Below are 26,632 nucleotides of genomic sequence, written 5' to 3' on the forward strand. Positions count from 1 at the left end.
AAAAGCTACACTTATCAGATATCTGATCACAGCCAGTGATGGCCCCCGTCACTCTGGCCGGAAGTAGAAGTCGATGGAGATTTCATGTCCCCGGTAACTCTCGTCCTTTTGGGCTTGGCCGCTGTCGTCGTCATCTTGGCGCTCATCATCAAGGCAAAAGCCCACCCGTTCCTCGCATTGCTCCTGGTCTCGGTCGGCCTGGCACTGGCCGCCGGAGTCCCCCTGGACAAGATCGTCCCCATGCTGGAAGACGGCATGGGCTCGACCCTCGGGTCGGTTGCCCTCATCGTGACGCTCGGTGCCATGATGGGCCGCATCATCGAAGTCTCAGGCGGAGCCGATGTCCTGGCCAAGATGCTGCTCGCCAAGTTCGGTCCGAACAAAGCCCCCTGGGCTCTCGGTGCCGCTGCTTTCATCTTCGGCATCCCCGTGTTCGTCGATGTCGCCCTCATCGTCCTCATGCCGATCATCTTGTCGGTCGGCCGCCGTCTTCAGGGCAACATGCTCAATTACGCCCTCCCCACCGTCATGGGCCTCCTGACGGTCCACGTGGTGCTTCCTCCGCACCCGGGGATCGTGGGAGGAGCCCAGGTCATGGGGGCGAATATCGGCATGGTGCTCCTCCTGGGGCTGGTTCCGGCCATCATCATGTGGTTCGCCTCGCAACTGATGATCCCGTTCATCACCCGCCGCGTATTTTCTCCCGTCCCGGCCATTTCGGCAGCGGAGATACAGGAAGCCGGTGAGGATTTCGACGAGGAATCGACCCAGTCGTTCCCGAAGGTCGACAATCCGCCGCGCGCTTGGGTCGTGATCCTCATGATCCTGATCCCGCTGGTTCTGATCATGTCCCAAACCATCACCTCCATGACTCTGCCTGCGGACAACGGTGTCGTTCAGTTCTTCTCCTTCGTAGGAGCCTCTCCGATGGCTCTCGTCATCGGTGTGGTCGTCGCAACCGTTGTCCTCGGCTACCGGAGAGGTTGGGGGCTGACCCAGGCCGAGGACGTCATCAACTCGTCTCTTCCTCCCGTGGCCGCGGTCATCCTCATCACCGGAGCCGGTGGCACCTTCGGGCATGTGCTCCAAGAAACCGGGGTCGCCGACGCCGTCGCCGATGCCCTGGCCGGTACGGGTCTGCACATCCTGGTGATGGCGTGGTTGATGTCGGCTTTGATTCGCGCTGCCCAGGGGTCCGCGACCGTGGCGACCCTGACCACCGCGCCGCTCGTCGCGCCCCTGGTAACATCGCTCGGTCTCGCTCCGTTGCAGGTAGCACTCGTGGCGGTCACCATCGGCATCGGTTCGATGGCCCTCTCCCACGTCAACGATTCCCTGTTTTGGGTGTGGTCTAGATACAACCAGGTCAACACCGCAACGGGACTCAAGTCCTACACGGTCCTGACCACGGCAACATCGATCGTCGGCTTCTTCGTCGCCCTGGTCATGTGGCCGGTGGTCTCCGCCATCGCCTGATTTCTTGTCCGAAGGAGTTTCACCATGCTTAATTCGCCCCGACGATTGCTCGTTCTCGACGACGACCCCACCGGTTCGCAGTGCGTCCACGATGTTCCCGTCGCCTTCGAACAGGACCCCAGAATCCTCACGGAGTCTTTGGAGCAGCCAGGTTCCACGTGCTTCACGCTCACCAATACTCGAGCCCTGGACGAGAACGCGGCGGTCTCGCTGAACCGCAGGACTCTGAGTGAATTCTTGGAAGCATCGCCCCAAAGTGATGAGGCGCCTCTGCACGTGGTCTCCCGGTCGGACTCCACCCTCAGGGGTCACGTGATTGCAGAGCCCAATGCACTGGCCGACGTTCTCTCCGAGCACGGCGTGGACGTCGACGCGTTCCTGTTCTGCCCCGCGATGATCGAAGCCGGCCGCTTCACGGAAGGCAATATCCACTACGCCATGGTCGACGGGGCTGCGCGAAGAGTCGAGGACACCGACTTCGCACGGGACGCGACGTTCGGCTACCACCATTCCGACCTCACGGAGTTCCTCGAGGAAAAATCCGGCGGTACGGTCAAGGCTTCCGAGGTCCTCCGCCTCTCGCTCGACGACATCCGCTCCGGAGGACGGGAAAAGGTTTCGGAGATTCTCGCGGGAGCTTCGAACAGGACGTGGGTCGTCGTCAACGCTACCGATTACTCGGACATGGAGGTCGTCGTGGACGCCGTGACCGAGCTGGAAGCACGTGGACGCCACTTCGTCACACGGTGCGGTCCGTCATTTGTGCGTCCCCTCGCCGGTCAAACCGGCCCCCGCATTCTCAAGCCCTCGGATATTTCCCTGAGCGGGGAGAGAAAACGTCACGGTCTCGTGGTGGTCGGCTCCCACGTCGGACTCACCACGCAACAGCTCGAGGAAGTTCAGCGACGCGGGAGCCTGACCGAAATCGAAATCGATGTGGAACAGCTCCTCAATGCGGGCCGACGGGACCACCACCTGGACCGGACGGTCCAGGCGATCCGAGAGGGCCTGAAGAATAACGACGTCGCCGTCTACACCAGCCGGAAACTCATCTCGACTTCGGATCCGGCCGAGTCTCTCGACATCGCCAGAAGCGTCTCCGACGCGGTGGTTGAGGTCGTGGAAAGAAGCCGCGATGCTCTGCCGGCCTGGATCGTTGCCAAAGGAGGAATCACCTCCCACGAAGTCGCGCATCGAGGCCTGGGTATCCGTCTCGCGAGGGTTGCAGGCCAATTCTTCCCCGGTCAGATTTCACTCTTCAAACCGGAACACGCTCCCGAGAATGTTCGAGACTGCCCGTACGTGGTCTTCCCCGGAAACGTGGGCAGCCGCGAGGCTCTCGCGGACGTCATCGAGCGCCTCCAGGCCGCTTCACGCTGAACAATCGCCACGAATCACAGAACGGACATCATGACTCAGAAAGACTCCATCGGTTGGATTGGACTCGGCGCGATGGGCGCCCCCATGGCCACGGTCGCGGCCCGAGCGGGCCACGCGGTGACGGCATTCGACCTGAATCCGGCCGTGCTCGAATCGGTAGCACCCCTCGTTGATACCGCGGGTTCGGCCCGTGAGGCTGCCACGGGTAGGGACGTCGTCGTCATCATGGTCGCGACGGGGCCCCAATTGGATGCGGTGCTCTTCGGCGAGGATGGCATCGCTGATGTTCTTTCGCCTGGGGCCACTCTCCTCATCATGTCCACGGTCGGCCTGGCCGCTGTGCAGCGTGCTGCCCTGGCTCTGGAACCGGTGACCCAACACATCGTCGACGCGCCCGTTTCCGGCGGCGTCGCCCGCGCCGGCACGGGAGATCTTCTCATCATGGTGGGCGGCAGCGAAGAAGACGTAGCTTCCATCAAGCCGCTGCTGGACGCCCTGGGGTCGAATTGCCCGGTGGTCGGGCCTGAGCCGGGCGACGGCCAGAAGTTCAAGGTCGTGAACCAATTGTTGTGCGGAGTGCACATCGCCGCCGCGGGAGAAGCCCTCGCTCTCGCGGATTCGATGGGGCTCGACGTCGCCCAGTGCCACGAAGTGCTCAATGGCGGGGCCGCTCAATCCTTCATGTTCCAGGATCGCGGGTCTCGGATGGTCAATGAGGAGTTCGACGAGGCCCGGTCCGCCTTGAATATTTTCGTCAAGGACATGGGGCTCGTGACCGACGCGGCCCGGGCCGCAGACCAGCCGGTTCCGCTCGCTTCGGCGGCGGAGCAGGTGTACTTGAGAGGTCGAAGGGAGGGGCTCGGCCGCAAGGACGACTCCGTGGTCTACCAGATGCTCCGCGAGCGGGGCCGCTGAATCCTAACCGTCGGTCAGCTCCCGCCACAGCCGATCCACCTGCGCGGCCGTCTCTTCCTGGCTTCCTGAGTTGTCGATGATCCAGGTCGCTGCGGCCCGCCGTTGGTCGTCGGTCGCCTGGGACCTGATGCGTGCTCGGGCGTCGTCCTCGTTCATTCCACGGTCCGAAACCAACCGTTCGATCCGCACGGGCTCTGGGGCCTCGACCACGATCACGCCGTCGAATTTGTCCCCCTGGCCGGTCTCAACCAGAAGCGGAATGTCCTGGACGATGACGCCCGAGAACCCGGCTTTGTTCGTCGCCTCATCGACCAGGCGTTTCGATTCGGCCCGGACCGCAGGGTGCACGATTGCGTTCAAGCGTTCGCGCGCGGAGTCGTCGCCGAAGACGATACGGGCCAACCCGGCCCGATCGAGTGAACCGGAGTCGTCCAGGACGTCAGAGCCGAATTCTTGTGCCACCTCGTCCAGAACCGGCGAACCGGCGACCATGAGCTCACGTGAAATCGCATCGGCATCGACCAAGACCGCCCCGTGGGTCGTCAGCAATCGCGCGACGGTCGACTTTCCAGAACCGATGCCGCCCGTCAGGCCCACATGCTTGACCGAATCTGTCATTGGTCGCTTCCTCTCATACCGCGTAGTTGCGTTCCCTACCTTATCCGCCGGCGGGAGACGGTAATCCGCATCGACCGGAATAGACTGGATGAGTGACCGATTCTTTCGAAACCCGCGCCCGCACGTACACCGTCTTGTCCGGAAACCGGCCGGTCGAGACCACGCTGGAGGTCAAGAAGAGCGAGTTCATCGGACACGTGGCCCGCGTCGAATCGGAGGAGCAGGCCCGCGCGTACATCGAATCGTTGAGAAGGCGGTACCACGATGCACGGCACGTGTGTTCGGCCTTCGTCATCGGAGCGGACCGTGAGATCCAGCGTTCCTCCGATGACGGTGAACCTGCCGGCACCGCGGGGATCCCAATGCTCCAGGCACTCATTTCCCACCGAACCAGCCAGGACGATGAGTCGGTGACCGATCTCTCCGACGTGTGCGCGGTGGTGGTCAGGTACTTCGGCGGCATCAAATTGGGCGCAGGCGGTTTGGTTCGGGCTTATACGGACTCGACCGTGCAGGCGCTCGACGCCGGCCACTTCGCTTCCAGGCAGAGGCTTCGGCGGGGACGGATCGACATGCCCCACGCGGAGGCCGGCCGCCTCGAAAATGAGCTTCGCGCATCGGCAGTAGCGGTTCTGGGAACCGACTACGGCCCGTCCCATGCGACACTGAACATCGCGGTCACTGACGCAGAGGCCCACCTTCACGGGGCCGAAAACCTCCTCGCATCCGCATCGTCAGGGGAATTGAGTCTGGTGTGGGGCGGCACGGAATGGGTCGACCGGTAGATAACGTCCTTCGCACAGCGACCGCTTACTCGCATGGAAGACGGACCCGATGAAATAGACAGAGGCGAGACCGTCCCTTCCGCCTGCCGTTGTTGCGTGTTGTTGCCCCGGAACGCGAATGGCCCCTCACCGTAAGGTGAGGGGCCATTCGTCTCAACAATCCCGCTACGGGAACTTTACCGGTTTAGTTGTTGCCGGTGAGCTTCTCGCGCAGTGCAGCCAGTGCCTCGTCCGAAGCCAGTGTGCCGGAATCGGCTGCCGGAACCTCGGAGGAGTAGCTGGACGGAGCCGGAGCTGCGTTCGAGGAGGAGGACGACGACGAGGACGACGAAGCCGAACCGGTTGCGGCGGTTGCTGCTGCGTCGGCGTCTTCGGCCAGGGCCTTGCGGACCTGCTCCTTGTGAGCTTCCCAACGAGCCTGAGCGTCAGCGTACTGCTGCTCCCAGGTTGCACGCTGGGTCTCGTAGCCCTCGAGCCATTCGTTGGTCTCGGGGTCGAAGCCCTCGGGGTACTTGTAGTTGCCCTGCTCGTCGTACTCCGCGGCCATACCGTACATGGCCGGGTCGAACTCGGTGCCGTCGGGGTCGACGCCCTCGTTGGCCTGCTTGAGGGACAGCGAAATGCGGCGGCGGTCCAGATCGATGTCGATGACCTTGACGAAGAGCTCGTCTCCGACGGAGACGACCTGCTCGGCCAGATCCACGTGGCGGACAGCCAGTTCGGAGATGTGCACGAGGCCCTCGATGCCGTCTTCGACGCGAACGAACGCACCGAAGGGAACCAGCTTGGTGACCTTACCGGGAACGACCTGGCCCAGCGCGTGAGTGCGGGCGAAGGTCTGCCACGGGTCTTCCTGGGTTGCCTTGAGCGACAGCGATACACGCTCGCGGTCCAGATCCACCTCGAGAACCTCGACGGTGACTTCCTGGCCAACCTCGACGACCTCTGAGGGGTGGTCGATGTGCTTCCAGGACAGCTCGGAAACGTGAACGAGTCCGTCCACGCCGCCCAGGTCCACGAATGCACCGAAGTTGACGATGGAGGAGACAACGCCCGTGCGGACCTGTCCCTTCTCCAACTTGTTGAGGAACGAAGAGCGAACCTCGGACTGGGTCTGCTCGAGCCATGCACGGCGGGAAAGGACCACGTTGTTGCGGTTCTTGTCCAGCTCGATGATCTTGGCTTCGATCTCCTGACCGATGTAAGGAGCCAGGTCGCGAACGCGACGCATCTCCACGAGGGATGCGGGGAGGAAGCCACGGAGACCGATGTCCAGGATGAGGCCGCCCTTGACGACCTCGATGACGGTACCGGTAACGACGCCGTCCTCTTCCTTGATCTTCTCGATGTCGCCCCAGGCGCGCTCGTACTGAGCGCGCTTCTTGGACAAGATCAGACGGCCTTCCTTGTCCTCCTTGGTCAGGACGAGAGCCTCAACCTCATCACCAACGGCAACAACTTCACCGGGATCGACGTCGTGCTTGATGGAAAGTTCGCGGGACGGGATGACGCCTTCGGTCTTGTACCCGATATCCAGCAGAACTTCGTCGCGGTCAACCTTGACAACTTCGCCAGAAACAAGGTCGCCGTCGTTGAAGTACTTGATGGTCTCGTCAACGGCCTTGAGGAACTCTTCTTCGGTTCCGATGTCGTTGATCGCGACCTGCGGGGTGTTGGTGGTCATGTAGTAGGGGCTCCGATGTGGATAGATTACTTACTCGGTCGACTCCGACCCACCTTGCGGCGGTCTAAGGACGAAGCCGAACATTTATTGGACTGTGCGCACATGGTGCGCCCACTAAGTCTATGGCTTGACGCAAGTCGGGTCAACGCGTAAAAGCCCAAAACACGCCGATGTCTGCGCAACCTCTCGGAGGTTTCACCGAATGATTGCTTTCCGCGAGAAGGATCCGTCCCGTGGGCGCCGTCAGAAACCGAAATCGCAGTACGGTTCGCTCTTGACCGCGAACATTTCTGCGGCTTCTTCGGCGCCTTCTCCGAGCACCACTCCGTACTGAGCCTCGAGAGCACAGCCCCGGAAGACCGCGGAGGCCAACCGGTCCGCGGGGAAACGTACTCTGGTGGCAGAGGGCGAGAGGGCACAATCGTCCACTGCATGGTCCCCACGCCGACCCGGTGCCCCCAGGCCGTCGGCCGGAGTGACCTTCGCCGCACCGTTGCGGACTTCGAGTGCATAAGCGCCGGTGATCAGACCCAGTGGGTCATCAACCAGCAGGACGATCTTGCCGTCACGGCCGTATTTACGTGCCTCGAGGACCTTGACCACGTCCAGAATGCGAGTCCAGATGAGATCGGCTTCGCCCTTGGACCTCACAGCCCTGGGATCCTGCAAGATCGAAGACAGTGCCATCCCCGGGGCGTCTTTGAAGTCGACGACGTCCAACAGATCCACCGTGAACAGGTGGTTCCACAGCCCGACCGAAGCGGCAGGGGTGGCGGCCTGGAAGTCCACGATCTTCGCCCTGGGAGGGTCCGATTCATACCCCTGGTGCTCAAGGACCAAGAAGCCCTCGGGGCCCGAAACACCGCAATAGACGAAGGCTTCCCGGTTGCGCACCGCCTCGATCGAGTCGTTGTGCAGATCGACGATTCCCAGATTGTTCTTGATGTGGGTCCGAAGCCGGTTCATCTGGCCCGGTCGATTCCGCGCTATCCTTTGCGCCAGCTCTTCTGCGAGCCCCAACATTTTGAGTGGTTCGGCCTCGAGGATGCTGCCGCGGATCGCTCCGGTCGATTCTAATGCGCTGGGCAGCACTCGGGGGCTACGGCGTATGTCCAATTCGTAGTCGCAGGACCTAGTGCTTACCCCGTACCCGAAGCGTCCGTAGATTCCGCCTTCCGAGGCGGTCAGCGCCGAGAGAGCAAAGCCTTCGCCCTGGGCAGTGCGGAGTTCTTCGGTCATCATCGTCCGCAGGAGACCCCGGCGCCGATGCGAGGATGCAACGCCTACGCCCGAAATCGCCCACGTTCCAACGGTCGCAGCGCCTACGTTCATGGCCCGTGGAAAACCGACGATCGTCGAAACGGGCCGCGGGGTCGTACCGGCCCATTCGGGCGCCGGCTCAGTCTCTTCGAATCCTCGGTAGACAAAACCTTCGTGCTGATACTCCTGTGCCAGGTAGTCTTGCACGCCTCGCGTTCCTGGGTCTTCGTGGAAGCCGCGTTGCACCCGCCCGTGAAAACGCCGGTAGGTCTCGGTGGCTTTGCCATCGGGACCGAGTGCTTCTCTGATCTCAAAAGGCTTCAAACTCATGTGGTTCCTCTTCGGTTGACGGATCAACTAGTGGGCGGCGTCGTTCCAGGAGCGTCCGTGGCCAACCTGAACCTCGAGGGGCACGCGGAGCGTGACGGCGTTGGACATTTCCTCGCGGAGAATGGCCTCCGCCGCCTCGTACTCCCCTTCGGTGACTTCGAGGATCAGTTCATCGTGGATCTGAAGGACCATTCGGGTCGAAAGCTTTTCCTCGCGCAATCGCCGGTCAACACCGAGCATCGCGATCTTGATGATATCGGCGGCCGAACCCTGGATCGGGGCGTTGAGCGCGGCACGTTCCGCATTGTCCCGCACTTGACGGTTGGAGGAATCCAAGTCCGGAAGGTAGCGTCTGCGGCCGAACATTGTCTCCGTGTAGCCGACCTTCTTGGCCTCATCGACCACTTCACGCAAGTAGGTGCGCACCGCACCGAAACGCTTGAAGTAGTTGCTCATCAAACCGCGGGCCTCGTCCACGGAAATGTTCAGTTGCTTCGACAGGCCGTAACTCGACAGGCCGTAGGCCAGACCGTAGCTCATGGCCTTGACTTTCGAGCGCATTTCCGAGGTGACGTCTTCCGGGGCGACGCCGAATACCTGCGACCCCACGAATCGGTGGAGGTCTTCTCCCGATTTATAGGCGTCGATCAGGCCTTCGTCCTGGGACAGGTGCGCCATGATGCGCATCTCGATCTGGGAGTAGTCCGCCGTCAACAGAGTCTCGTATTCGGCACCGCAGACGAAGGAATTGCGGATCCGCTTGCCCTCTGCCGTCCGGACCGGAATGTTCTGGAGATTCGGATTGATCGAGGAGAGCCGTCCCGTGGCTGCCGTGGTCTGGCCGAAGGTCGTGTGCACGCGGTTCGAGGCCGTGGTCGCGTCCTTGAGCGCGGTGACGAATTGCTGGAGCTTGGTGAACTCGCGGTAGCGCAGGAGATACCCCATGAAGTCGTGGCCCTTGGTGCCCGGCTCGAGTTTGGTCATGAGTTCTTGCAGCGACGACGCGTCCGTGGTGTAGCCCGAAGAGATCTTCCGTGTCTTGGGCAGGTCCAAGGTCTCGAACAGGACCGTCTGCAATTGTTTGGGCGAGGAGAGCTTGACGGCTTCTCCGACTACCTGGTCCGCGTTGCGTTGCGCCGTGTCGATCTCAGCCTGAAAGTTCCCCTGCAACGTGTCCAGCTCTTGCACGTCCATCGCGATCCCGTTGGTTTCCATGTCGAGCAGGACGCGCGACAACGGAACCTCGATCTCGTCCAAGATCTTCTTGGCCCACCCGTGCTCGGCCAGGCGCTCGGCTATCGCGTCTGCGGCTTCGTGCATCAGCCAGGCCGCGGAGGCAAATCGATCGAGGCTTGCCGAGGTGTTCTTCTCCCTGGCTTCCTCGGATTCCTTTTTCAGCGCCGCGGCGGTTGGCTTCTTGAGTTTGGCGCCGAAGTCATAGGTCGTGAATTCGGCGGCGAGTTCCTGAGGGCTGTATCCGCGTGCGCCGGGGCGCAGGACGAAGGCTTCGAGCGCGAGGTCCCGACCGGCGTCGGGGAGTTCGTAACCGAGCTCTCTCAACGCTTTGATCAGCTCTTTGAGGTCGGAGACCAGCAGGTCGCCCGCGCGGTCTTTCAATGTGGAAGACAGAGCCTCACTCAGGTTGGCATCGGCCTGTTCGAGCCGCACGGATCCGACGGACTCCCGCGTGGCCAGGAACAGGACGTCGCCTGCCCGATGGTCCTGCTCGAGCGTCAGGGCCACGGCCGTTCCCGGCCCCGCGACGACCTGAGCGAGCTCGTCCGAGGTGAGGATGTCACGACGCCCGGGTATCTCGATCTGAGGTTCCGGTTCGGCCTTGACCAGGTCCACGCGGACCCGCTCGCGGAGACGGTTGAATTCGAGCTCGTCGAAGAGTTGATCCATCGCCTCGAGATCCGGCTCCCGACGCTCCATCTGGGCGAATGTCACGGGCAGGTCGACGTCGCGCTTGAGCTCGTTGAGTCGGAAGTTGCGACGGACGTCCTCGAGGTGGGCACGGAGGTTTTCTCCGACCTTCCCGCCGATCTCGTCCGCGTGGTCGATCACGGACTGCAAATCCCCGTACTGGTTGATCCACTTGGCGGCCGTTTTCGGACCTACCTTCGGAACGCCCGGCAAATTGTCTGCGGTTTCCCCCACCAGCGCGGCCACGTGGCGGTACCTGTCCGGTCCTACGCCGTATTTCTCCTCGATGTCCTCGGCCGTCCTCGGTGGGATGTCGGAGATCCCCTTGGTCGGGTACAGCACGTGCGTGGTCTCCGAGATGAGTTGGAAGGCGTCCCGGTCTCCCGAGACGACGACGGTATCGGCGTCCGCGTTCTCGGCCATTTTGGAGCCGGTTGCGATGATGTCGTCGGCTTCGAACCCTTCGACCGTGATCCACGGGATGTTCAAGGTGTCCAGAACCTTTTGGATGTACTCGATCTGTCCGGAGAACTCCTCGGGGGTCTCGGCGCGTCCGTCTTTGTATTCGGTGTACTCCTCGGACCGGAACGTTGGCCCGCTCAGGTCGAAGGCCACGGCCACGTGGGTGGGTTGAAGCTGGCGGACCATGGTAAGCAACATCGACGTGAAGCCGTGGATTGCGTTGGTGTGCTGCCCTGCGGAGTTGGAAAAACGATCCACGGGGACCGCAAAGAATGCACGGAATGCCATGGAGTGGCCGTCGATCATGAGGAGTCGTTTGCGCTCCCCTGCGTTCTCGGCGGGATCGGCGGGTTCAGGGGTATGCTCGGCCACGGTGGCCTCCTCGGCGGGCGTTGTCTCGGATGCGGAAGTCACCTACCAATCCTAATCACAGGCAGTGACGAGTTTGAGCGAGACGATGACGAATAATCCTTATACCGATTCTCTGATCAGGGCTGGAGTGCCGGAACAGTACCATTCACGCTTCGCTCGGAACGGTTTGGGCGGTTTGGCGGAGAAGTTGGGGATCGTCTTCGAAACCATGGGGCCGGACCTCATGGTCGCCAGGTTCCCAGTTGAGGGCAATGAGCAGCCGTTTGGTCTGCTCCACGGCGGGGCGCATTTGATTCTGGCGGAGACTCTTGGTTCTGTCGCGTCAGGTTTGGCAGGAGGAGAGGGCAAACAGCCCATGGGCGTGGATATTAATGCCACGCACCAACGCGCCGCTTCGAGCGGGTGGGTCACCGGCACGTGCACGCCGATCCATGTCGGGCGAACGCTCTGTATTCATGAGGTCGTGATGACCGACGATGCCGGCCGTCGCCTCTCGACGGCACGGGTCACAAACTTGTTGGTCGACCGCCGCTAGAACCTAGATCGCACAGGCGCTTGAGGCATAGCTGGTTGCGGCACTGGCGGTCGCTGATCAGGTGGCTCAAGCGACCTGGGAAACGATGGTTTCCGCAACTTCTCGCATCGAGAGTCTGCGATCCATCGAGGTCTTCTGGATCCACCGGAATGCTTCCGGTTCGCTGAGGCCCATTTTGGTGGTGAGCAACGATTTGGCCCGCTCGACCAGCTTCCGGGTTTCGAATTGTTCTTTGAGGCCGGTGACTTCTTTCTCGAGTGCCTTGATCTGCTCAAAGCGGCTGACTGCCACTTCGATCGAAGGAATCAGGTCATTCTCGGTGAATGGCTTGACCACGTAGGCCATTGCCCCGGCTTCCGTGGCCCGATCCACCAGTTCTTTCTGACTGAAGGCGGTCAACAGCACCACGGGGGCGATACGTTCCCTGGCAATCACTTCGGCGGCGCTGATGCCGTCCATCTTGGGCATTTTGACGTCCATGAGCACCACGTCGGGCTCATGGACTTTCGTCAGCTCCACAGCCTCTTCCCCGTTGCCGGCCTCGGCAACGACGTCGAACCCATGGTCCTTGAGAATCTCCACGATGTCGAGCCGGATCAGAGCTTCGTCTTCTGCGACGACGACCCTGCGCTTCTCGACCTGTTCCTGTTCAGGAGCGGGCACTTCGAGGTCCAGATTCTCCTGATCGGGCGTCGGCTCTGTCACCTTGTTCTCCTCTGACGTCACGTAGTTGTCCGCGCCGCCTCGCGGCTCGGGCCTAAAGTCCTTGCTCAAACGCTAGTTTACGTCCAACTGGTCAATCCGTGCTCGTCGAAGTGGCCGCTTGTGAATATTGCTTCACGCCGCGGGGCAGAAAACAGAGCCCGGTGCCGCTTCGTCCGAAGCGGCACCGGGCTCGTGAGCCTACCCAAAAACTTGGGTCAGCAGGGTCTATTCCCCGGAGACGGCGTTAGCAAGCTGCTCGAGGGACTCTTCCAACTGCTCCTGAGAAACCAAGGGCATGCCCAGCTCTTCGGCCGCCTTGGGATCCATCTTGGACCAGTCATAGGTCAGTGAGACGTCGGCCGATGACGAGCCCGTGGACTCGAGGCTCCAGGTCCATTCCCAGCCCGGGGGTTCCTCACCGGCAGGCGCAGTCTGCCAGGCCACGAGCTTGTTCTCGTCGAATCCCGTGACGTAATTGTCCGTCTTGTAATCCCCGCCCATGTGCGGGCCGTTCATGTTCATGCGGAAGACGTCGCCCGTCTTCTGAATACGGTCAGTTTTGTCGTCGGAGACGACGTAGCCGGATCCGTCGAATTCGTGGTGGCGCTCCGGATTGCTCAGGAGGTCGAAGATCTTGTCGGATGGCTCGTCGATGGAGCGGGAAACGGTAATCGAAGTCGTCTCAGACATTGGTTCTCCTCTGCTTGACTGCAGTGGCTGCCGCGTCGGAATAACCTTCGGCGGAAACCTGGACACCATCAACCCTAGTGGCTGCCACCACGCTTGACGATCAGCCAAGAGCTGATTCGCAGCTTGCGCCAACTTCGCTTTCGTGCATGGACTCACTATTGAATTGTTTGCGGAGAAAACGTGTCTGGAGGCCGAAAACGCGTTGTCGGAGCCTAAGATCCGAGGGTCAATCACTTTTCCCTTTGGAGTTCCCTCATGTCTTTCTTCGGTTCTTCTTTTCCAACCGGTTCACGTCGTTGTTCCCGGGCCGTTAAGTTCGTAGCGACGGGTGCTGTCGTGCTCATTGCCATTAGTGGTTGCGGACAAAACGCAGGCTCTTCCGGTTCCGCCTCCGCGCCCGTAACCTCCTCATCGAGTGCCTCGTCCTCGATACCAAGCTCGGGGGCCTCCGCAGACGGTCCCGCGGAGACGTCACCGTCGCCTTCTGATTCTCCTCAAGGGGAGTCGGTCGAGCCGATCAATGCATCGAGCCCTCAGGCCGGGGACGCCATGGCAGCGTTGAACTCGCTGCCGGTCAAGGGGAAGGCGCCGAAAACCGGGTATGAAAGAAACCAATTCGGCTCCCCCTGGATGGATACCGATCGAAATGGGTGCGATACCCGCAACGATGTCCTGCGCCGCGACCTATCCGCCGTGTCCTACAAGCCGGGCACCAAGGACTGCAAGGTGACCTCGGGCAGCCTGGTGGACCCTTACACCGGCAAGGACATCGCTTTTACTGCCGGCAAGTCCACGAGCAGCGCGGTTCAGATCGACCACGTGGTCAGCCTCTCAAACGCCTGGCAGACGGGTGCGCAACAGCTTTCGAAGGCCGACAGAACAAACCTGGCCAACGATCCACTGAATCTACTGGCCGTGGACGGCCCCACCAACCAGGGCAAGAGCGACGGCGACGCCGCGACCTGGCTCCCGTCCAACAAACAGTTCCGATGCGATTACGTCGCTCGGCAGGTTGCGGTGAAGGCCACCTACCACCTCTGGGTCACGCAGGCGGAGAAGGACGCAATTTCGGGACTCCTGCAAGGTTGCCCGGGTGAACAGTTGCCTTCCCGATCCCAGCCTCCAGCGGTCGAACCTGCACCGGAGGCCTCGCCGACCACGGCGCCAGCGCCCTCGACGAACGAACCGGCCCCAGCGCCCGTCACCGAGGGACCGGTCACCAGTGAGCCTGCCCCTGCCGCGCCTGCAGAACCTGCCGCACCTGCCGCGCCTGCCCCCGCGGAACCGGCTGCCCCCGCGGAACCCGCGGAACCTGCGGCACCTGCGGCACCCGCTCAGGAGGGCGCCTACTACGCGAATTGCACGGCGGCTCGAGCTGCCGGAGCAGCTCCCCTGTACGCCGACTCCCCCGGATACAGACCTGCCCTGGACCGCGACGGCGACGGTGTCGCATGCGAGACAAAAGGCTGATCTACTGCATTTCTCCTGGTGGCATGGGGGGCCCATCGCCTTCTTCGGAGGATTTCGCGGAGGAAAACAGGGACCCAGCGAGTGCTTTTGATTGCATATCTATATATTCAGCATTTGATCGTATAGCTATTAAATTTTTGAGTATCGAAATTTCTCCCGTAAAGTAGATTCGCCAATATAGGTGAATACCGCTGGAAGGATTCCATGAAAACACGTGCCAAAAATATAGTCTCCCGAAGGGCCTTAGCGAAGGGGGCGATGTGGGCAGCACCCGTAATGACGACAACAGCTTTTGTGCCTAGTCACGCAGTTTCCAACGCACAATCCACCCCACGTGTCAGCGGGAATATGCAGGTAAAAAGTGAGTGCTTCTCCAATACCGAGAACATCATCCGGATTTCCAACGTCGCGAACTACCCCAGAGGGGGATTTTGGGTCGAGGAGGCTCAAGCCAAAAGCAAAGCCACTGACGCCAAGATAACATTCTACTTCCCTACGAACCTCGGCGGCCTTCAGTGGAGAGCGCAGCGAAACAATGGTTTATGGTCGACCCCGGCTTACGATTCCACTGCACCCACAATTAATGGATTCAGAGCCTATACCACCACCTACACCGGGACCTGGGGGTACGACGGAAAAAACCGCATCTTATTGACCACTTCCGGGATGGATTTCGTGGCCAATGGACCTCAAAACCTTTGCAGGGCCACAGTAAATATACACGCCATAAGATCGGTCAAAGTCGACGGAGTGGTGCGCACAAAAAAAACAAAGACCACACTTACTTAGTCCCACAAATAGGCGTATTTCAGGAAAGTACGACTCCACAAATCACCATATCGCTACGGTCCGTTTGTCGGAGCACGAGGCCTGCACGAAACTGGCCTCTGGCTCCGACATATAATTTCCCAAATCGAGTTTCGGTCAGACATACAACCCAAGGGGCGAACGGGCTAGAAGGTATTCGGGCAATCGAACAGCATGGCGGATCGACCTTGCGGTCGTCATTTCCCTCCCCGTGGCGCGCCGACGCGCAGCCGACCTCGGAGTTTACCCGCATGGGCCAGCGAGCGCCTTTCTTCCTCTGACACGGAAACTGACAGCCCAATATTAACGGTATGAGCAACAGCGAAGCCTACGAGTCCCGATTCTAGACTTCCCGGACGCAACCTACCCCGAATACGTACCCCTGACACCCCATAATCAGAGGATCCGCATTGTGTCCTGGATTACCCGGAAATTTAGTTATTTAGCAATCAGAATTTTAAGAAAACGATTCCTGTTCTGTACATTGCCGGGTGGTCGGCCTAAATTGCCGAGAGTAGCCATCACAATCTTCGCGCATCAGAGAAGAGCAACGATGTCCATCGCTTCCACCGGGGTCGTCACTTCCACCGCGTCGCAGATCCATGGCGCGACCCGCAACCGCGCCAAGAGCTGGCGGTCGAAGGAAAGCGGAAGCTAGATCACGATCTCACCGAGGATGCGCTGAACAACCTGGGAGACGCCGCCGCGAACCTCGGCACGTACTTCTTCGAACGGACAATCGCCGCTATCAGATCGGGCCGGCGGGAAAATTGGCCCCTCGCTCCAGACATCTCGTCGGTGACTGAAATTGTTTTTGAATGGCTTCAAACCGGCAAGATCGACGGCTGGCTCTACGTCCGAGAATCCGACGATCTCTCTCCCTCCCTCCCCCCCCCCCCCCCCCCCCCCCCCCCCCGTCATCTGCTCAGACACAAGATCAGTCCGCTCTCTGATGAAACAGAAAGCCCCCGAGGCGACCAGGGAAGCCAGTACACCGAGTGAGGAATCGACTCGGTCGGGCGATGCCGGGTCGGTTCCGAGGGAATACAAGTCGGCGCTGAAAAAAGGGGGGAAGGGTACTCAAAGGCGATGCACATGGCCAAACAAGGCATCTATGATCAGTTGTACGGCGAAAAGCTCACGCCGGAGGAAGGTTCCCTCACACCGCGCTGACCAACAAATTTGTGGTCGCGGGCCGGTCCATGCTCGTGTTGACCTTCGACACAACAGCCTCTGCGACCACATCCGCCACCGGGACGGTAGCAGGCAGTGCAGCCTCCTCCGCAGACGGTGGCAAATACGATGATCTCCGTCCTCGTTTCCTTGTTCTGCTTCTGTATCAACAACACACCAGCTTTCACTCGGCCGGATTTTTGCGCGCTGTACAGCCTCGTCGCCACCAGCGCGGTGGTACCCCCCCGGTGTCGTGATGGAGACTTTTGATGACATTGAACAAGCCAGCTGACCATGAACACATACTCGCGTGTGGTGGCAAAGCTGTCAGAAGCGGCCGCCGAAGCGATGGATCGGGCACTCGGTGAGTAGGCGCGTGACTAACGACGTGACTAACTTAAATAAAAAATGCGGGCCTTACGTAGTACCATTTGTACCACGTAAGGCCCGCATAACTAAAGAGAAGTGCCCAAGGTGGGACTTGAACCCACACTCCGTGAGGAACCGCATTTTGAGTGCGGCGCGTCTGCCAATTCCGCCACTTGGGCTTTCGTCGAGGCGACCCTCAAAGTCACCTTCGAACCAGGATTACTTTACACAATCAGGCCCTCAACGTGAAATCGCCGTTCACGGTGACGCAACGCGGATGAGATGGCGGGGCGGGAGAACGGATCGCCCGCCCCGCCGTCGCGCGAGTCATCGGAGGCGTTGGGCGCTTAGTGCTGGTAGGGACCCAGCTTTTCACGGCTCTCCGGGGTGCGGGCGCCATCATCGTCGACGTCCCCGACCCTGTGGACCTTGACCATGTTCGTCGAACCGGCGACCCCCAGGGGCGAACCGGCGGTCAGAACGAGCAATTCGTCCTTCTTGACCAAATTACGGTTCAGAAGATACCGGTCCACGGCTTCCGTCATGCTGTCCGTATCGCTGTGCTCCTCCTGCAAGGCTGCATCCACGCCCCAGAAAAGCGCCATGAATGCACGGACCTTGGGATCCGGGGTGAAAGCCAGGACCGGCTTGGAGGGGCGGAGCCGGCACAGACGGCGAGCCGAATCTCCCGACTGAGTGAACGTACAGATGTAGTTGACGTTGAGCTGGTCCGCGATATTCACGGCCGCCAGAGTCACGGCACCGCCGCGGGTGCGCGGGCTCGACCCAAGCGCGGGCACACGATCCATGCCGTGTTGCTCGGTCGACTCGACAATACGAGCCATCGTCTGGATCGTAATGATCGGGTACTTGCCCACTGAGGTCTCGCCCGAGAGCATCACAGCGTCGGCGCCATCGAGAATAGCGTTGGCGCAGTCCGAAGCCTCGGCTCGGGTCGGCATCGGGTTGCTGATCATCGACTCGAGAACCTGGGTTGCGACGATAACCGGCTTTGCCCAACGGCGGGCCAACGTAATCGCGCGCTTCTGCACGAGCGGGACCTCTTCGAGCGGGTACTCGACGCCGAGGTCACCACGGGCGACCATGATGCCGTCGAACTTGTCGACGATGTCCTGAAGGTTCTCCACCGCCTGCGGCTTCTCGATCTTGGCGATGACCGGCAAGTGCAGGCCTTCTTCTTCCATGATCTCGTGCACGCGCACAATGTCGTCACCCGAACGAACGAAGGACAACGCGATGATGTCGACGCCAGTGTTCAGCGCCCAGCGGAGGTCCCGCTCATCCTTCTCCGTCAGTGCCGGAACCGACACGGCAACACCCGGGAGGTTGATGCCTTTGTGATCCGAGACAGTGCCGCCGACCACGACACGAGTGGTCACGGTCGTCGCGTCAACCTGTGTCGCTTCGAGACGAACCTTGCCGTCGTCGATCAGCAGGGCGTCACCGGGGCGAACATCCCCCGGAAGACCCTTGTAGGTCGTTCCGCACATCTCTTGATTGCCGGGAACGTCCTCAATGGTGATCTTGAACGTGTCACCCTGGGCCAGATCCACCGGACCGTCGGCGAAGCTCTCAAGGCGAATCTTCGGTCCCTGGATATCGGCCAGGATCGCGACGTTCTTACCGAGAGTGTCCGCGGCGCGGCGCACGTTGTCATAGTTCTGGGTGTGGACGTCGTGGTCGCCGTGGCTCATGTTCAAGCGGGCGACGTTGAGTCCTGCGGAGATGGCCTCCGAGACTTTGTCGTAACTGGAAAGGGCGGGTCCTAAGGTACATACGATTTTTGCGCGTCTCATGACGTTAACTGTAGTTCTCTTAAAGCCACATGAACAGTAAGGCCCGGTTCGTGACTCGCCCGAGTCCCCTTTACTCGTCCCGAGCCCGTGATGTAGACCTAGATCACGAACGACGCCTCCCACCCCTGGATATTCAGGGCAAAATAGAGTAGGGAGCCCGAAATCCACTTCATCGGAGGCCTTCGGCGTTATCGACCACCGAACCCAAAAATCCCACACTGTCCCACACGCTAGGACAGGCGTTCCGGTACGCCGCTCCGGGCGATCCGGGCCCGAATAGTTAGTCTTGAAGGAGCACTATTTTGCTCCGCTGCATGGGCCAGGGGCCTTCGCAGGGGTGATATACGTCCGACTCAGGCGCAGATACAGGAGAATTCATGACCACGACCCTTGTGCTCTACGGATCGCACTACGGATACACTCGCTCCTACGCCGAATGGATTGCGGAAGACACCGGTGGGCGCGCAATAGCTTTGGACGAGGCCACCCCTTCCGCCGTCGAAGCAGCGGAGACCGTCATCATCGGAGCCAGTGATTACGCCGGAAAGCTCACTGGCGCGGATCGTGTGCACGAATTCGCGGAAAACCTGCGCGAGAAAAAGCTGGCGTACTTCACCGTGTCCTTCTCAGGGGACGTTTCCCAGCCGAAGGAGAAGCTCGACGGGGTCCTTGCCAAGAATCTGGGAGACGCTTATCGACAGGGTGCCCCCACCGCGCATTTCCGTGGTGGTATGGACTACTCGGTACTGTCCCGCTCCCACAAGACGGCCATGATGGGTGTCAAGACTTTCCTCAAGTCCAAACCCAACAAAACGGTGACCGACCGTCAAATGGTCGAGTGCTACGGCGGGTCGGCCGACTACCGCGACCGCTCTGCCGTCGCTCCCTTCGTCGAAGCCGTCAAAGCACTCTGACTCGTCTGTCCCCGGAACGAGACCCCGCGGAAATCCAGAAAAAGCCCCCGAAGCCACGGCGTGGTTTCGGGGGCTCTCCCGTAGTAGGACCAGGGTTTCGTTACAGCAGATCGATCGGACGATCCGTGGGAGCCACCGGTTCCGGCAGCAACGTGCTGCCAACCAGATGGCGTTCGACCGACGCAGCGCATGCCCTGCCCTCGGCAATGGCCCACACCACCAACGACTGGCCCCGACCGGCGTCCCCGCACGAGAAGATGCCCGGGATGTTTGTCATGTACTCATCATCCCGAGCCACATTGGAACGAGGATCCATTTCGGCTCCGGCCTGCTCGGCGATCGCCTCGGAGTCCTGCCCCGTGAACCCAAGGGCCAGGAACACGAGGTCCGCCGGGATGATCCTCTCGGTGCCTTCCTTTGACCCCCGTTTCCCGTCCTCCTTGTACTCGGTTTCAGCAACCTTGATGCCGGTGACCCGGCCGTTCTCGCCCACGAATTCAATGGTCGAGGCGAGGTAATTGCGTTCGCCGCCTTCTTCGTGCGAGCTCGCGACCTCAAAGAGGTTCGGGAACATCGGCCACGGCTCGTGCCCGGCACGTTCCTCCGGCGGCTTCTTACCAATGGCCAACGTCGTCACCGAAGCGGCCTTCTGCCGATTCGCGGTACCGATACAGTCTGCGCCGGTATCGCCGCCGCCCAGGATCACCACGTGCTTTCCTTCGGCGTTGATCTGGTCCGGAACCTCATCGCCGGCACCAACCCGGTTGGACTGCACAAGGTACTCCATCGCGAAATGGACACCGTCGAGATCGCGTCCGGGAATCGGCAGATCCCGCGGTTTGGTCGCGCCCGTAGCCACCACGACGGCGTCATACCGACGCCGCAACTGGTCCCAGGGGATGTCCCTGCCGATCTCGACGCCCGCGCGAAAACGAGTGCCCTCGGCGCGCATAACGTCCAGTCGCCGGTCCAGGACGGACTTCTCCATCTTGAAATCCGGGATCCCGTAACGAAGCAGTCCCCCGATCCGGTCCTCCCGTTCGTAGACAGCCACGGTGTAGCCGGCTTGGGTCAATTGCTGTGCTGCGGCGAGCCCGGCAGGCCCGGAGCCGACCACGGCCACCGTCTTGTCCACGAGCCGCTCCGGCAGGTGAGGCTCGATGAGCCCCTCGTCGAACGCTTTCTCGCCGATCGTGTACTCGATCTGTTTGATCGTAACGGCCGGCTGATTGATGCCCAACACGCACGAGGACTCGCACGGTGCCGGGCAAACCCTGCCCGTGAACTCCGGGAAATTGTTGGTCGCGTGCATCCGCTGAACCGCCTCGGCGGTCCGTCCCTGCCACATGAGGTCATTCCACTCGGGAATCAGATTGCCTAGCGGGCAACCTTGATGACAGAACGGAACGCCGCAGTCCATGCATCGGGACGCCTGCTGTTTCAGCGTGGCCGAGTCCTGTTCAACCTGGACTTCTTTCCAGTCCATGATGCGTACCGGAACCGGCCGCTTGGGGCGGTCCACACGTTGTTCGTACTTCAGAAAGCCGCGGGGATCAGCCATGCGCGGTCACCTCCAGAATCTCTTGCCAGACCGGATCTCCATCCGGATCATTGCCCTCTGCTTCGGCCCGTGACCGAATGTCCTGAACGGCCGCGAAATCACGCGGCATCACACGCGTCAGCCGTGCCATGGAACCTTCCGGATCCGCGAGCATCGTATGCGCCACCTCGGATCCGGTCTCGGCGTAGTGCTTTTCGAGGAGTTGGGTCACGAGTTTCTCGTCATCCTCGTCCAAACCGGAGAACGTCAGTTCGCCCGATTCCCGAGCCGCCTTGTTGACGTCGGCAAGGTCCAGATCCAGCACGTACGCGACACCGCCGGACATTCCCGCACCGAAGTTACGGCCGGTCTGCCCGATGATCAGAGCCACGCCGCCGGTCATGTACTCGCACCCGTGATCGCCGATTCCTTCAGCAACAGCGGTCGCGCCCGAATTCCTCACGAGGAATCTTTCTCCCACTTGTCCGCGCAAGAACAGCTCACCGCTCGTCGCGCCGTAGCCGATCACGTTTCCGGCGATGACGTTGTCCTGGGCGTTGAACAGGGCATCGGCCTCGGGCCGGACAATGATGCGTCCGCCAGAAAGCCCTTTGCCCGTGTAATCGTTCGCGTCCCCGGTCAGCCTCAGGGTGATACCTTGCGGCAAGAACGCGCCCAACGATTGTCCCGCCTGCCCGTGCAAATTGACCGTAATGGTGTCATGGTCCAGGAAATCGGGACCAAAGGTTTTGGTCACCGTGTTGCCGAGCATCGTTCCGATCGCACGGTCGGTGTTGATGATCGGATGATCAATGGACACCGGTGTACGTTCGGTCAAGGCCGCCTCGGAAAGACGGATGAGCTCATTGTCCATGTGCTTCTCGAGCTCGTGATCCTGAGGACGCATATTGCGAATGCCTTGGTTGCCGTATTCGTCCGCCGTCGAACGCAGGATGTGGCGAAGGTCCAGGCCCTCGGCCTTCCAATGCGCAACGGCCTTGCGAGTATCCAAAACCTCGGCATGGCCAATGGCTTCGTCAAGGCTTCTGAATCCCAGTTCGGCGAGGTATTCCCTCACTTCCTCGGCAATGAATTCGAAGAAATTGACGACGTGTTCAGCTTTGCCTTGGAACCGCTCCCGCAGCTTCGGATTCTGCGTCGCGACCCCCACCGGACACGTGTCCAGGTGGCACTTGCGCATCATGATGCAACCCTCGACGACCAACGGCGCGGTAGCGAAACCGTATTCCTCGGCGCCGAGAAGCGCGGCCACGACGACGTCCCGCCCGGTCTTCATCTGGCCATCGGCCTGGACCACCACCCGATCCCTCAAGCCGTTGAGCAGCAGCGTCTGTTGCGTCTCGGCCAAACCGAGCTCCCAAGGAGCGCCGGCATGCTTGAGGGAGTTCATGGGGGCCGCTCCCGTACCGCCGTCGTGACCGGAAACCAGTACAACGTCGGCCTTTGCCTTGGTCACGCCGCTGGCGACCGTCCCGATACCGATTTCGGAGACCAACTTGACGTGCACTCGAGCCTCGGGATTCGCGCGCTTGAGGTCATAGATCAGCTGCGCGAGGTCCTCGATCGAATAGATGTCATGGTGCGGGGGTGGAGAAATGAGGGAAACACCCGGTGTTGCGTGTCGGGTCCGCGCAACCCACGGGTAGACCTTGGCGGACATGAGCTGTCCGCCTTCTCCAGGCTTCGCACCCTGCGCCATCTTGATCTGGATATCCTTGGCATGGGTCAGATACAGGCTCGTCACGCCGAAACGCCCCGAAGCGACCTGCTTGATCGCGGAACGTCGCTCGGGGTCGAGCAGCCTCTCCAGGTCCTCGCCGCCCTCACCGGTGTTGGATTTGGCGCCGAGCCGGTTCATGGCGATCGCGAGGGTCTCATGGGCCTCTTGGGAGATCGAACCATAGGACATCGCGCCGGTCGAGAACCTCTTCACGATGGAACTGACGGATTCGACCTCTTCTAGCGGCACCGGCTGGCGACGCCCGTTGAAGTCCAGGAGTCCGCGCAGAGTCATCAGGTCCCTGGATTGGTCGTCCACGAGCTTGGTGTAGGACTTGAAGACGTCGTAGCGACGAGTCTTGGTCGCGTGCTGAAGCCTGAATACCGTGTGCGGGTTGAACAGGTGCGGTGCTCCGTCACGACGCCAGTCGTACTCTCCCCCGGTCTCCAGGTCACGGTACGGAACTTTGACTCCGTCCTGAGGATAAGCGCGATCGTGCCGCGCCTTGACCTCATCCGAAATGACGCTCAGCCCGACTCCGCCCATTTGGGAGTGCGTGCCCGTGAAGTATTCGTCCACGAGCGCCTGAGAAAGCCCGAGAGCCTCGAAAGTCTGAGCGCCGCAGTACGAACTCACGGTCGAAATACCCATTTTGGACATGATTTTCTGCAGTCCCTTGCCCAGGGCCTTGATGAGGTTGCGGGTCGCCTGTTCGGCGGTCACATCCTTCAGATCTCCCGTGCGGACCAGGTGTTCCACGGACTCCATGGCCAGGTAAGGGTTCACGGCCGAAGCGCCGAAGCCCACGAGTGCCGCGACATGGTGGACCTCGCGCACGTCGCCGGCCTCCACGACCAAGCCGACCTTCGTGCGCGTTGCAGAACGCAACAGGTGATGGTGAACTGCCGCGGTCAACAGGAGCGACGGAATCGGAGCCCAATTGGCGTTTGCATTGCGATCCGACAAGATCACGTACTCGACGCCGCGGTTGACGGCGGCCGAGACCTTCTCGCAGATTTCGGACAGTCGGGACCGCAACGACGCCGCTCCTCCAGCCGGGTTGTACAGCCCACGCACCTTCAGGGCCGTGGACATACCGTCCTCGTCCTCGATGTGCATGATTTTGTCCAACTGATCGTTGTCGATCACCGGGAAGTCGAGTTCGAGCTGCCGTGTCCGGACGTAGTCGTTGCGCAGCAAATTGCCGTTGGGGCCCAGCGAGCTCCGCAGCGACGTCACGAGTTCTTCGCGGATGGAGTCCAGAGGCGGATTCGTGACCTGAGCGAAGGACTGGATGAAGTAGTCGAAGAGCAGCCGCGGCCGCTTCGCGAGGACAGCAATAGGCGTGTCCGTGCCCATGGCGTAGATCGGCTCGGCTCCCTTGGCGGCCATGGGGCCCAGAAGGGACTTGAGCTCCTCGTGGGTGTAGCCGAAAATCTGCTGCCTAACGAGGATCGATTGCGCCGAGGGGTTGCGGTGCTCACGTTCCGGAAGGTCATCCAGCGTGAAGATATTCTGCTTCGCCCATTCCTTCCACGGATTGCGCTTGGCGATATTGTCTTTGACCTCCCGGTCAGGAACGATTCGTCCCTGCTTGGTGTCTACCAAGAACATGGTCCCGGGCGAAACCCGACCCTTGGACACGATTTTGGTGTCTCCCAAGTCAACGACCCCCACCTCGGAAGCGAAGATGACCAGACCGTCGTCGGTCTCCCAGTATCTGCCCGGGCGCAGTCCGTTCCGGTCCAGAACCGAACCAACCAGGTCACCATCCGTGAACGTTACTGCTGCGGGGCCGTCCCACGGCTCCATGAGTGTCGCGTGGTACCGGTAGAAGGCGCGCCGGTCGTCATCCATTGTCTCGTGATTCTCCCAGGCTTCCGGGATCATCATCATGATCGCTTCCGGCATCGAGCGACCCGAAAGCATCAGGAGTTCGACGACCTCGTCGAAGGACTGCGAATCCGACGCTCCCACCGAACAGATCGGGAACAACTCTTCCGGATGCCGCCCCAGTACCGGGGACTTGAGTTGAGACTGCCGTGCCCGCATCCAGTTGCGGTTTCCTTTGACCGTGTTGATCTCGCCGTTGTGCGCAATCGCCCGGAATGGCTGTGCCAAAGGCCATGATGGGAACGTATTCGTCGAGAAACGCGAATGTACGATCGCCAGGCGAGTCGTGAACAGCGGATCAGAGAGGTCCGGGTAGAACGGCTCCAGCTGGGCGGTCGTGAGCATGCCCTTGTACGTGATGGTCCGCGTCGAAAACGACGGGAAATAGATCCCCAGTTTGTGCTGTGAGCGTTTCCGCACGCGAAAAGCCTTTTGATCCAGCTGGCGACGTTCCTGCTCGGGGTCCAAGTCGACGAGCGGGATGTGCCCCGTGAACGCTTCCGCAGTCTCTTCCGTGACCGCCTCGGAGACGAACATCTGCACAAAATAGGGCATAACTGCGCGTGCTGAAGCGCCGACGACGGTTTCGTCGACGGGAACCACGCGCCAACCAAGCACCTGCAGCCCTTCGCCCTCTGCCATGTCGGCCAAGGCTTCCTGCAGGTCATCGGCGTTTACACCGTGGGTCGGCAAAAATGCCGTTCCGACCGCGTATTTGCCGGGCTCGGGCAGGGAGAAGTCTACGTTCTGCCTGAAGAATTCATCGGGCACCTGGGTCAGAAGCCCGGCGCCGTCTCCCGTGCCTTCGTCCGCGCCGACGGCTCCTCTGTGCTCGAGCGAGCGCAGGGCCGTCAGTGCCTTGTCTACGACGTCGTGGGTCGCGTCGCCGGTCAGGCTTGCGATCATCGCCAGGCCGCAGGCGTCCTTCTCGAAGTCCGGGTCGTAAAGCCCCTGTTTCTCAGGGGTGTCCGCGAACGTGGTGAACGGTGAGCGCGCGTGGCCGTGTTCCTTGACGGAACGGGTCATCTCGAAGCCAGTCATGCTTGAAGCCTCTCCTCCTCGTGTCAGTCCGTGAACTCAAGAGTAGGCCTTGGCCCTCTTGAGTTCCTGGGCTCGCGCAGCGGAATACGCGGAACCACGATCAGCGGCTCGAAGAATCGGTTCCTGAAGGAAAACGGGCCAAGCATTTGGGTATAGCTATGACACCGTCAAGGAAAAGAAAGGTGCTCATCGTGTCCGCAACGAGCGCTTCACCTGGGCATCGCCCAACGATTCAACGGTGGCCGCTTCATTGCAGCAATCACGAGACAATACCGGCATTCTCGGTGTGTTGGCGCCGGATCGATAAAAGTTCCCGCCTGTGATGCAGGGGCAGGGACTACGACTTGCCTATGTGTTGTCTCGCAAAACTACCACGCCGAGGGTGGGCGGCATCATAGATATCCACAGTTTGGAATGTGTTACGGGAAAAAACGGTTCCGTTTTCTGGTCGCGAACCCGAGAAAACGGACTCTCCCTGGGGACGCTCCAGTCCCCGCGGCGCCCAGCGAGGCCCCGCGTTAGGCGGTGGTTACCCGGTCCGGTGCCGGTTTCCCGCATGAGGAGGGGGGTATAACACCCGCCTAACGATGGAAAACGCCTCACGAGCAGGCACCCCCACCCAAGAACACTCCGGTCCGCACGACCCTCCCTCTCGACCCGCAACCACGGAAGGTCACCCTCAGGAGGAGGAGGAAACATCCGAGGAAACCTTCCGTGACGGTTTGAAGA

At 61.0% G+C, this 26,632-nt stretch carries 17 protein-coding genes and 1 tRNA gene; 8 read left to right on the top strand and 10 right to left on the bottom strand.

The window, feature by feature from the left end; genetic code table 11:
* The first annotated feature begins 84 nt into the window (after positions 1-84).
* The 3 genes from EWV35_RS05780 to EWV35_RS05790 are packed head-to-tail and all read left to right on the top strand — an operon-like array spanning position 85 to position 3,771.
* Positions 85-1,476 (top strand): GntP family permease, encoded by a 1,392-nt coding sequence (locus EWV35_RS05780; RefSeq protein ID WP_129658989.1) that lies wholly within the window; start codon positions 85-87, stop codon positions 1,474-1,476.
* Between the two features lie 24 nt (positions 1,477-1,500).
* Positions 1,501-2,856 (top strand): four-carbon acid sugar kinase family protein, encoded by a 1,356-nt coding sequence (locus tag EWV35_RS05785; protein ID WP_129658991.1) that lies wholly within the window; start codon positions 1,501-1,503, stop codon positions 2,854-2,856.
* A gap of 30 nt (positions 2,857-2,886) precedes the next feature.
* Positions 2,887-3,771 carry an NAD(P)-dependent oxidoreductase gene (locus EWV35_RS05790; protein ID WP_129658993.1) on the top strand — a complete coding sequence of 295 codons (885 nt, stop codon included), beginning with the start codon at positions 2,887-2,889 and terminating at the stop codon, positions 3,769-3,771.
* A gap of 3 nt (positions 3,772-3,774) precedes the next feature.
* Here the strand turns inward: EWV35_RS05790 and coaE are convergent, their stop codons facing one another.
* Entirely contained in the window at positions 3,775-4,389 is a 615-nt protein-coding gene (gene coaE, locus EWV35_RS05795) for a dephospho-CoA kinase (RefSeq protein WP_129658995.1), read from the bottom strand.
* Positions 4,390-4,481: 92 nt separating this feature from the next.
* Here coaE and EWV35_RS05800 point away from each other — a divergent pair, with 92 nt between their 5' ends.
* Positions 4,482-5,174, top strand: coding sequence for an IMPACT family protein (locus EWV35_RS05800; protein ID WP_129658996.1), 693 nt, complete (start codon positions 4,482-4,484; stop codon positions 5,172-5,174).
* A 184-nt stretch (positions 5,175-5,358) separates the two neighbouring features.
* Here EWV35_RS05800 and rpsA read toward each other — a convergent pair whose 3' ends face one another.
* From rpsA to polA, 3 genes are all read right to left on the bottom strand, one after another.
* The gene (rpsA, locus tag EWV35_RS05805; RefSeq protein ID WP_129658999.1) at positions 5,359-6,858 is read right to left on the bottom strand and encodes a 30S ribosomal protein S1; all 1,500 of its coding nucleotides are present in this window, start codon (positions 6,856-6,858) and stop codon (positions 5,359-5,361) included.
* Between the two features lie 243 nt (positions 6,859-7,101).
* Positions 7,102-8,448 carry a GNAT family N-acetyltransferase gene (locus EWV35_RS05810; protein WP_129659001.1) on the bottom strand — a complete coding sequence of 449 codons (1,347 nt, stop codon included), beginning with the start codon at positions 8,446-8,448 and terminating at the stop codon, positions 7,102-7,104.
* Positions 8,449-8,475: 27 nt separating this feature from the next.
* Positions 8,476-11,142 carry a DNA polymerase I gene (polA, locus tag EWV35_RS05815; RefSeq protein ID WP_129659639.1) on the bottom strand — a complete coding sequence of 889 codons (2,667 nt, stop codon included), beginning with the start codon at positions 11,140-11,142 and terminating at the stop codon, positions 8,476-8,478.
* 130 nt (positions 11,143-11,272) lie between these two features.
* Between polA and EWV35_RS05820 the strand changes: the two genes are divergently transcribed.
* Positions 11,273-11,743 carry a hotdog fold thioesterase gene (locus EWV35_RS05820; RefSeq protein WP_342210825.1) on the top strand — a complete coding sequence of 157 codons (471 nt, stop codon included), beginning with the start codon at positions 11,273-11,275 and terminating at the stop codon, positions 11,741-11,743.
* A gap of 66 nt (positions 11,744-11,809) precedes the next feature.
* Here EWV35_RS05820 and EWV35_RS05825 read toward each other — a convergent pair whose 3' ends face one another.
* Positions 11,810-12,418: an ANTAR domain-containing response regulator gene (locus tag EWV35_RS05825; protein ID WP_394342441.1), complete on the bottom strand. Its 609-nt coding sequence runs from the start codon at positions 12,416-12,418 to the stop codon at positions 11,810-11,812.
* A 255-nt stretch (positions 12,419-12,673) separates the two neighbouring features.
* A complete protein-coding gene (locus tag EWV35_RS05830) occupies positions 12,674-13,138 on the bottom strand; it encodes an SRPBCC family protein (RefSeq protein WP_129659003.1) in 465 nt (154 codons plus the stop codon).
* Positions 13,139-13,687: 549 nt separating this feature from the next.
* Between EWV35_RS05830 and EWV35_RS05835 the strand changes: the two genes are divergently transcribed.
* Together EWV35_RS05835 and EWV35_RS13650 are read left to right on the top strand one after the other, a co-directional pair.
* Positions 13,688-14,608: a GmrSD restriction endonuclease domain-containing protein gene (locus EWV35_RS05835; RefSeq protein WP_238654187.1), complete on the top strand. Its 921-nt coding sequence runs from the start codon at positions 13,688-13,690 to the stop codon at positions 14,606-14,608.
* 1,851 nt (positions 14,609-16,459) lie between these two features.
* Complete coding sequence (locus EWV35_RS13650; protein ID WP_394342442.1) at positions 16,460-16,588, top strand: Ltp family lipoprotein; 129 nt, start codon at positions 16,460-16,462, stop codon at positions 16,586-16,588.
* Positions 16,589-17,054: 466 nt separating this feature from the next.
* Here EWV35_RS13650 and EWV35_RS05845 read toward each other — a convergent pair.
* Positions 17,055-17,136 (bottom strand) — tRNA-Leu (locus EWV35_RS05845).
* Between the two features lie 168 nt (positions 17,137-17,304).
* The gene (pyk, locus tag EWV35_RS05850) at positions 17,305-18,774 is read right to left on the bottom strand and encodes a pyruvate kinase (protein ID WP_129659007.1); all 1,470 of its coding nucleotides are present in this window, start codon (positions 18,772-18,774) and stop codon (positions 17,305-17,307) included.
* Between the two features lie 377 nt (positions 18,775-19,151).
* Between pyk and EWV35_RS05855 the strand changes: the two genes are divergently transcribed.
* Complete coding sequence (locus EWV35_RS05855; protein ID WP_129659009.1) at positions 19,152-19,688, top strand: flavodoxin domain-containing protein; 537 nt, start codon at positions 19,152-19,154, stop codon at positions 19,686-19,688.
* A gap of 100 nt (positions 19,689-19,788) precedes the next feature.
* On the opposite strand, the gene EWV35_RS05860 is transcribed toward EWV35_RS05855, so the two are convergent.
* Both EWV35_RS05860 and gltB read right to left on the bottom strand, forming a co-directional pair.
* The gene (locus EWV35_RS05860; protein WP_129659010.1) at positions 19,789-21,249 is read right to left on the bottom strand and encodes a glutamate synthase subunit beta; all 1,461 of its coding nucleotides are present in this window, start codon (positions 21,247-21,249) and stop codon (positions 19,789-19,791) included.
* Positions 21,242-25,903 (bottom strand): glutamate synthase large subunit, encoded by a 4,662-nt coding sequence (gltB, locus tag EWV35_RS05865; RefSeq protein ID WP_129659012.1) that lies wholly within the window; start codon positions 25,901-25,903, stop codon positions 21,242-21,244. The genes EWV35_RS05860 and gltB overlap by 8 nt, the downstream gene beginning before the upstream one ends.
* Positions 25,904-26,632: the final 729 nt, after the last annotated feature.

The organism is Rothia uropygialis, from assembly GCF_004137765.1.
Classification (GTDB): Bacteria; Actinomycetota; Actinomycetes; order Actinomycetales; family Micrococcaceae; genus Rothia.

Excerpts from the sequence above, each read along its gene's own strand:
- EWV35_RS05780 (WP_129658989.1), top strand. The coding sequence starts at position 85 with ATGTCCCCGGTAACTCTCGTCCTTTTGGGCTTGGCCGCTGTCGTCGTC.
- EWV35_RS05785 (WP_129658991.1), top strand. The coding sequence starts at position 1,501 with ATGCTTAATTCGCCCCGACGATTGCTCGTTCTCGACGACGACCCCACC.
- EWV35_RS05790 (WP_129658993.1), top strand. The coding sequence starts at position 2,887 with ATGACTCAGAAAGACTCCATCGGTTGGATTGGACTCGGCGCGATGGGC.
- coaE (WP_129658995.1), bottom strand. The coding sequence starts at position 4,389 with ATGACAGATTCGGTCAAGCATGTGGGCCTGACGGGCGGCATCGGTTCT.
- rpsA (WP_129658999.1), bottom strand. The coding sequence starts at position 6,858 with ATGACCACCAACACCCCGCAGGTCGCGATCAACGACATCGGAACCGAA.
- EWV35_RS05810 (WP_129659001.1), bottom strand. The coding sequence starts at position 8,448 with ATGAGTTTGAAGCCTTTTGAGATCAGAGAAGCACTCGGTCCCGATGGC.
- polA (WP_129659639.1), bottom strand. The coding sequence starts at position 11,142 with ATGATCGACGGCCACTCCATGGCATTCCGTGCATTCTTTGCGGTCCCC.
- EWV35_RS05830 (WP_129659003.1), bottom strand. The coding sequence starts at position 13,138 with ATGTCTGAGACGACTTCGATTACCGTTTCCCGCTCCATCGACGAGCCA.
- EWV35_RS05835 (WP_238654187.1), top strand. The coding sequence starts at position 13,688 with ATGGCAGCGTTGAACTCGCTGCCGGTCAAGGGGAAGGCGCCGAAAACC.
- pyk (WP_129659007.1), bottom strand. The coding sequence starts at position 18,774 with ATGAGACGCGCAAAAATCGTATGTACCTTAGGACCCGCCCTTTCCAGT.
- EWV35_RS05855 (WP_129659009.1), top strand. The coding sequence starts at position 19,152 with ATGACCACGACCCTTGTGCTCTACGGATCGCACTACGGATACACTCGC.
- EWV35_RS05860 (WP_129659010.1), bottom strand. The coding sequence starts at position 21,249 with ATGGCTGATCCCCGCGGCTTTCTGAAGTACGAACAACGTGTGGACCGC.
- gltB (WP_129659012.1), bottom strand. The coding sequence starts at position 25,903 with ATGACTGGCTTCGAGATGACCCGTTCCGTCAAGGAACACGGCCACGCG.